The sequence below is a fragment of the Marinospirillum sp. genome (assembly GCF_014859565.1).
Genome location: NZ_JACUUA010000168.1, coordinates 1 through 7085 on the forward strand (window position 1 = coordinate 1; position 7085 = coordinate 7085).

The window sequence follows — 7085 nt, forward strand, 5'->3', positions numbered from 1 at the left end:
CTGGTTGATGAAGCATGAGTAACCCCATGATTCCTGTGACCAAACCTTACCTGCCTAGCCGTGAAAAACTCGATCAATACATTGATGGCATCTACGAGCGCAATTGGCTGACCAACAATGGCCCTCTGGTACAAGAGCTTACCCAACGCCTGGAAGGCTATTTAGGTGTGGAAAACTTGCTATTGGTCACTAATGGCACTCTGGCACTGCAAATTGCCTATAAGGTGTTAGGTATCACCGAGCCTGTCAAACAAGCCTCTGCTGAAGCCATTACAACACCTTTCACTTTTATTGCCACCGCCAGCTCACTGAAGTGGGAAGGCGTACAGCCTGTGTTTGCAGACATCGACCCCAACACCTGGTGCCTGAACCCGGCTAACATCGAAGCAGCCATTACCCCGCAAACCCGTGCTCTTGTGCCCGTACACGTATTCGGCAACGCCTGTGATGTTGAGTCCATTGACACCCTTGCCCAAAAGCACAGCCTGAAAGTCATCTACGACGCCTCCCACGCTTTCGGTGTGAACTACAAAGGCGAAAGCCTGCTTAAACACGGTGATGCCGCTACCCTCAGCTTCCATGCCACCAAGCTGTTTCACACTGGCGAGGGCGGTGCGATTATTTTCAAGCGCAAGGAAGATCTGGAACGGGCCAAGAAAATGGTCAACTTCGGCATTGCCGGGCCGGTGAGCATTGAAGAGCTTGGTATCAACGCCAAAATGAATGAGTTTCAGGCGGCGATGGGGCTGTGCGTATTGGACGAAATCGAACACAATTTAGCCGCCCGAAAGGAGCTTTGGGAGGCGTACAGGGAAAGTTTGGCAGGTAAAGTACAGTTTCAGAGATTGCAGCCCCATAGTACTCGAAACTATGCCTATGTGCCGGTCCTGTTCAATTCAGAAAACAGCATGAAAGCTGTAATGGCCGCTTTACACCAGCAGGACATATTTCCTCGGCGTTACTTTTACCCCTCACTGGAAGAGGTCGGCTTGTATTCGGGTGGCGCGTGTCCAGTCTCAAACGATACCGCCAAGCGCATTCTATGCTTGCCAATCTACAACGGGCTGGATGCAGAAAAAGTGACCGCAGTAATGACCGGCGTGCTGTCATGAATCAAAAAAAGCTACTGGTGTTAGGTGGATCAGCGTTTCAGGTCCCGCTGATCGAGAAAGCAAAGGCCATGGGGCTGTACGTGATCACCTGCGATTATTTGCCAGAAAACCCGGGGCATGCACTGGCCGATGAGTATCAAAACGCCAGCACAACCGACAAAGAGGCTGTGCTTGAAGTGGCGAAAACCTACCAGATTGATGCAATAACCACCTTTTGCTCCGACCCAGCAGTGCCAACCGTAGCGTTTGTGGCCGAAGCCCTTAATCTGCCAGGCCCAACTCTCGCAGCGGTCGAGCTGCTGACTGAAAAAGATAAGTTTCGTAAGCTCATGCAGTTGGCCGGTTTGAATGTGCCGGCATGCTTTACCCTGAACAACAGTGAGTTGCCCGATAACATTGACGATACACAGCGGTATATCGTTAAGCCTGTAGACTCCTCTGGTAGTAAAGGAATAACGCAAAGTTCCGGCACACGTGAATCGTTATCGGCGGCTGTTGAGTATGCGCTAAGCTTCTCGCGTGCAGGGCGCTGCATCATCGAGGAGTTTATCGACGGCTCGCAGGTTCACGGGGACGCCTTTATTCAGGGTGGAAAGATTATCTACCACTATCTGGGCGATCATTACTTTTTTACAGGCACCAACAGCTTTATTCCTATCTCAACGCGCTGGCCGGCGAGCATTTCAGTCGAGGCAATGGAGTCTGTGATTACGCAGGTTGAGCGAATTGTCCAAACAGCCGGGTATACGGATGGGCCTGTTAATATCGAAGCGCGAATTGATGGTAAAGGCTCTGCCTACATTATAGAAGTGGGGCCTCGAAATGGTGGCAACTTTGTTCCCATTATTCAGCAGCGGTTGAGCGGTTTCGACTTCACTCAGGCTGTAATTGACATGGCTTTTGGTGAGCAGGTTGGCTGCGAGACCTTGGCAGAATTCAAACCTGGGGCGCACTATATACTCCACGCTGAACGCGAAGGTATTTTTTCTGGTATTGAGGTGCCTGAATCTATTAGCGAAGAACTGTTTTATAAACACCTGTTTAAAGAAGTGGACGATGTAGTAAAGCCTTACACAGGGTCAAATCAAACTATTGGGGTTTGTCTCTTTGAGGGCCAGTCTAAAGAGTTGCATAAAAAGCTCACTAAAGCACCGCCGAAAGTTTTAACCGAAAAGGTTTAATAGAATGGGCCCAATTGGTGGTTTTTTTGAGCTCGAGCTGCCTTCTGAAAAGCAGGAATATCACGACTCCGCTTATAGATTCAATCTGGCTAGAAATGCATTAGCAGGTCACCTCATATCGGCCGGGTGCGAGAAAGTCTATTTGCCAGCATACTGTTGCTCTAGTCTGAGCGATACGTTACGCAGCTTGGGGGTGAGCTTTGGCTTTTATAACGTAGGTGTCGACCTCAACCCCATATCAGATATTCAACTAGAGGAAAATGAGTTTTTTCTCTACGTGAATTACTTTGGTGTGAAAAATGATACTGTCGCTGGGCTGGCAGGGCTTTATGGGGAACGCTTGATAGTCGATAACTCTCAATCATTCTTTTCCCCGCCTCCAGCAAAAGGAGCGGCAATTTATTCAGCTAGAAAATTTTTCGGAGTTCCTGACGGAGCGTATCTTTATTCAGATCAGTTTGAACCCTCCAAGCTCAGGCTTTTAAAAGCAGAGTATAGCGCCGAGCATTTGATTCAAAGAATCGAGGATGGGCCTGAGGGCGCCTATCCGAGGTATAGGGAATCAGAGAAGAAGTTAAGAGAATCGGGTCTAAGAGAAATGTCCGGTTTTTCTCGAAGGGTGTTGGCAGCCTGTAACTACCGCGAGGTAGCCCAGAAAAGGTTGGCCAATTTCTCAACCCTGCACTCCGGCTTGAAGGCTTTGAATCTACTTCAAAATATCTCGTTTGATAACATTTTGGATGGTAGTTCAGCGAGTATGCCGATGGTTTATCCCCTTCTCGTGAAGGATGGCGAGGCCTTGAGGGGGAAATTGATCAAGAACAGGGTGTATGTGGCAAAGTACTGGCAGGATGTCATGGATAATGAAATGAGTTCGGATCTAGAGAAAGAGCTCGTTCAGCACTTGGTTCCGCTGCCTATGGACCAAAGGTACTCAAGGGAACATATGCGTTTTGTTATGGAGCTTATAAATAGGGGGGGGGATGAATAGTACTTTTCTTCGAGCTTTAGAGCCTGACGATTACCTTATAACACACACTTGGCGCTTAGATGAGTTTACCTGGGATTCAGTTGTTGGCCTGAAACGTTTCGTTTCTCTCGAAACAGAGCGGAAGTGGGTGCTAAATGCGATTGAAAGCCATGAGGCTGGAAAAGTTCTCAGATTTGTAATTTGCACAAATCAAAACAGCGACCCGGCAGGATTAGTAACGCTTTCAGATATAGATCTGATAAACAGGTCGGCTGCTGTTTCGTATATGGTGTCTCCTAATTTTCGGGGGCAAGGTTTGGCGAGTTCTGCTTTGAGAAAAGTTATTGAATACGCTTTTTCGGAGCTGGCTCTGGTCAGAGTTTCCTGCAAAATTTTGGAAGATAACTTGGCCTCCCAAGCCTTGGTAGCGAAGATGGGGATGGTTAAGGAAGGGGTTTTGAGAAAGGCAGTGTTCAAGAGCGGAGAATTCCGAAATCTACTTTGTTTTTCTATATTGAAAGACGAATTTGCTATCGATGAGGCCGGCAGTTGATTAAAGTAATCCTTCCTGTCTGGCCTAAAAGATCTATATTGGCTGATTCGGCATTCAATCCTATATGTCTTTAACAGCCAAAACCACCATCGGCATTCTCTGGAACTTTTCTGAGCAGTTGCTTCGGCGTGGTGTAGGGCTGGTAACAACACTGCTCCTTGCGTATTTCCTTGCGCCAGAAGCCTATGGGTTAGTAGCCATGATGGCAGTCTTTATAGCCATTGCGACTAGCTTGATGGACTCTGGGTTTCGCCAAGCACTGATCAGGTTAAAAGAGGCCACAGACCTGGATCTCAGTACCGCGTTTTACGCAAATCTTACGCTGGGTCTATTCGCCTACACCGCTCTCTACTTTGCGGCTCCACTCATAGCAACTTTTTACGAAGAGCAGCGGCTGGTTCTGCTCATTCGCGTCACCGGGCTAGTCGTTCTGGTTAATGCTTTTCAGGTTGTTCAGATCGCACTTTTTCATCGCCAGATGAATTTCAAGGCACAGCTAAAAGCTAGCTTTCCTGCTGCCCTTGCTTCTGCAGTGGTTGCAGTGCTACTGGCCTATAAAGGGGCGGGTGTGTGGGCTTTAGTTGCTCAAATGATTACAGCTGCTTTGATAACCGTAATTCTGCTGTGGTTGATGAGTGAATGGCGACCTAAGTGGTGTTTCAGCAAAAGCTCGTTAAAGAGCATGTACAATTTCGGCTATAAGCTATTCTTGTCCGGGTTTTTGGATATAGTATTTAAAAACCTTTATGTTGTCGTCATTGCCAAGCTGTTTTCGGCATCTGTGGCGGGTCTGTATTTCTTCGCTGAAAAAATGCGGGAACTGATTCTAAGCCAACTTGTAGGAGCAATTCAGAATGTGACCTACCCTGCACTTGCCAGCGTTCAGGATGACAATGTAAGACTTAAAGCGGGTTACCGCAAGGTGATTGCCGTTACTACCTTCCTGCTCTTTCCTGCATTAATGCTACTGGCAGCGCTCGCCGAACCCTTATTCCAGTTTCTATTGCCCGAAAAATGGTGGGGTGCAGCACCTTACTTACAGTTGTTGTGTATTTCAGGTCTTCTTTATCCACTCCATGCAATTAACCTGAATATACTCAAGGTAAAAGGTCGCTCTGATCTTTTCTTGTACCTAGAGATATTAAAGAAAATAATGGTAGTCGCCGTCATATTTGTGAGCTACCGGTATGGAGTCATTGGTATTTTAATTGGGCAAATAGTTACTTCAGTGCTTGCCTACCTGCCCAACAGCTACTTTGCAGCTCGACTCATTAACTACCCTGCAAGGGAGCAGATAAAAGACTTCGTACCGGGGCTGCTGCTTTCCATGTTACTTGGTGGCTTGGTCTACACGGCTGTTCAAATCCTTGACTGGCCAGCCTTCACACTTTTAGCACTCCTAGGCACCAGCGGACTTGTTGCTTACCTACTGGGTGCCCACCTAATGAAACTACAAGCCTACACCCTAGCGCGTGAAATGATTCAAACGAAACTAAAGCCCAAGGCCTTATGAGAAACCTACGCACTCAAGAAGAAATCATGGCTACCTGGAAAGGAGATCCAGAAAAGCCAGTCGTCAGCATTTGCTGTATCACCTACAACCACGAACCCTACATAGAAGATGCACTTGAAGGCTTTCTGATTCAAGACACGGACTTTCCTTTTGAAATCTTGATCCATGATGATGCGTCGACTGATCGTACTGCAGATATTATTCGAGAGTATGAAGCGAAATACCCAAAACTGATCAAGCCGATTTATCAAGTAGAGAATCAGTATTCAAAGGGCAACAGGGCAACAATGATTGTCTTTCCGCTGTGTGCTGGTAAATATATTGCAGTTTGTGAAGGTGATGATTACTGGTGTGATCCATCGAAACTCTCAAAGCAAACCGCTTACCTTGAAATGAATGATGATGTTGTTATCAGCAGCCACGATGCTTTCATCATTGATGAAGATAGAAAAAAAGTGAAAGATTCGAAGCTGCCTGACTCCCATAAACGGGATTATAGTAGTAATGAGCTTAAGCAAGGAAAAGGTTGGCTTCTTACAATGAACTTGATGATCCGAAATATAGCCATCCCAGAAATACCAGAGCGTCGAATGGTAAAGAATGGAGATAATTTTTTGGTATCTATACTTGGTCAATATGGTGGGAGCCACCATCACGATGATATTAAACCCTCAGCTTATCGCCTCCACGCAGGTGGTGTCTGGTCAGCCTTGCCTGACCAGATTAAAATTGAAGAACAAATAAATACTTGGCTGTGGATATATCGATATTACCAGCGGATTGGTGATAAAGAGTGCGCAGCAGTGTACTGGAGCCGATTTTTGAATAAAGTTGTTCAAGGAAGCTCAAAAAAATCATTGCTAATGCTTGTTATACGCAACTCTATACCTGAACGATTAATTAGTATGCTGAGACCAATCAAAAAATCTTTATTCAAAGATGCTTGATCTTAAAAAAATTATAACAGGAGCAATTCATAGAACCGTAGAAAGGCTTTTTCTTTGGACTGGTTCCGAACTTAAAATTGTGGTTCCTGAGTACGTTTTGACAACTTTTATCGCTGATGATTTATCTGAAGCATTTAATGTTTTTAACGGTCATAAAATTCTGCTTGAGAGGAAGACTCGATATTTAGTAAAAGAATCGCTGACGCATAGATTTTACTCTAGACTAGGTCAGAAAAGAGCTAAGCAGCCCAAGCGATTTGTATCAGGGTTAGAAAAAATTAGAAATGGCCGGGTTGATATAGTTGTTATTAAAGAAAGTGGTTTTCTGGATCAGGTTGTTACGCTGGTTGAAATTAAGGGGGTCAACCCATCAAAAAATAAAGTAATAGAAGATATAAAACGTCTTAATGCTTTTTGTGACCTAAAGAATGAAGTGGGTCAGTCAACACTTGAGTCGGCATATTTTGTAGCACTTTACCAGTTTGATACCATAGATAAATTTGAGTCAAAGGAAATTAATAAGATTTATAAAAAAATACTAAATGACAACAATATCTGTCCCTCTAATTTATACATTGAAATAATCAAAAACAAAGTTGAGATAGATGAGTTGGAAAATGAGTACATTGGTAGCGTCTGTATTGTCAGTGTAATTGTTGAGATCCATAGATAAGCAGGGAAAACGCACGAAGATACCAGTAACGCCGGGGCTTACAGGCAGGTTTGAAATTTCCAATGTACACCTTCGCCATCCTGTGATTTGATGATCCTTTTGTAAAGGAAAATCAATGAAAACGGCCTCGCTCGTG

General features: G+C 45.3%; 7 protein-coding genes. All 7 read left to right on the forward strand.

Annotated features, from left to right (window positions below):
• The first annotated feature begins 26 nt into the window (after window positions 1-26).
• Window positions 27-1112 (forward strand): DegT/DnrJ/EryC1/StrS aminotransferase family protein, encoded by a 1086-nt coding sequence (locus IBX50_RS15380; RefSeq protein WP_292257177.1) that lies wholly within the window; start codon window positions 27-29, stop codon window positions 1110-1112.
• Entirely contained in the window at window positions 1109-2293 is a 1185-nt protein-coding gene (locus tag IBX50_RS15385; RefSeq protein ID WP_292257178.1) for an ATP-grasp domain-containing protein, read from the forward strand. Before IBX50_RS15380 ends, IBX50_RS15385 begins: the two co-directional genes overlap by 4 nt.
• 4 nt (window positions 2294-2297) lie before the next feature.
• Window positions 2298-3284, forward strand: coding sequence for a hypothetical protein (locus IBX50_RS15390; protein WP_292257179.1), 987 nt, complete (start codon window positions 2298-2300; stop codon window positions 3282-3284).
• Complete coding sequence (locus IBX50_RS15395) at window positions 3277-3816, forward strand: GNAT family protein (protein ID WP_292257180.1); 540 nt, start codon at window positions 3277-3279, stop codon at window positions 3814-3816. Before IBX50_RS15390 ends, IBX50_RS15395 begins: the two co-directional genes overlap by 8 nt.
• A gap of 64 nt (window positions 3817-3880) precedes the next feature.
• Window positions 3881-5329: a lipopolysaccharide biosynthesis protein gene (locus IBX50_RS15400; protein ID WP_292257181.1), complete on the forward strand. Its 1449-nt coding sequence runs from the start codon at window positions 3881-3883 to the stop codon at window positions 5327-5329.
• 26 nt (window positions 5330-5355) lie between these two features.
• A complete protein-coding gene (locus tag IBX50_RS15405) occupies window positions 5356-6276 on the forward strand; it encodes a glycosyltransferase (protein ID WP_292257182.1) in 921 nt (306 codons plus the stop codon).
• Entirely contained in the window at window positions 6269-6949 is a 681-nt protein-coding gene (locus IBX50_RS15410) for a hypothetical protein (protein ID WP_292257183.1), read from the forward strand. The genes IBX50_RS15405 and IBX50_RS15410 overlap by 8 nt, the downstream gene beginning before the upstream one ends.
• Window positions 6950-7085 lie beyond the last annotated feature (136 nt).

Bases quoted from the DNA above. Each gene is read 5' to 3' on its own strand.
- IBX50_RS15380 (WP_292257177.1), top strand. From the start codon at position 27: ATGATTCCTGTGACCAAACCTTACCTGCCTAGCCGTGAAAAACTCGAT.
- IBX50_RS15385 (WP_292257178.1), top strand. From the start codon at position 1,109: ATGAATCAAAAAAAGCTACTGGTGTTAGGTGGATCAGCGTTTCAGGTC.
- IBX50_RS15390 (WP_292257179.1), top strand. From the start codon at position 2,298: ATGGGCCCAATTGGTGGTTTTTTTGAGCTCGAGCTGCCTTCTGAAAAG.
- IBX50_RS15395 (WP_292257180.1), top strand. From the start codon at position 3,277: ATGAATAGTACTTTTCTTCGAGCTTTAGAGCCTGACGATTACCTTATA.
- IBX50_RS15400 (WP_292257181.1), top strand. From the start codon at position 3,881: ATGTCTTTAACAGCCAAAACCACCATCGGCATTCTCTGGAACTTTTCT.
- IBX50_RS15405 (WP_292257182.1), top strand. From the start codon at position 5,356: ATGGCTACCTGGAAAGGAGATCCAGAAAAGCCAGTCGTCAGCATTTGC.
- IBX50_RS15410 (WP_292257183.1), top strand. From the start codon at position 6,269: ATGCTTGATCTTAAAAAAATTATAACAGGAGCAATTCATAGAACCGTA.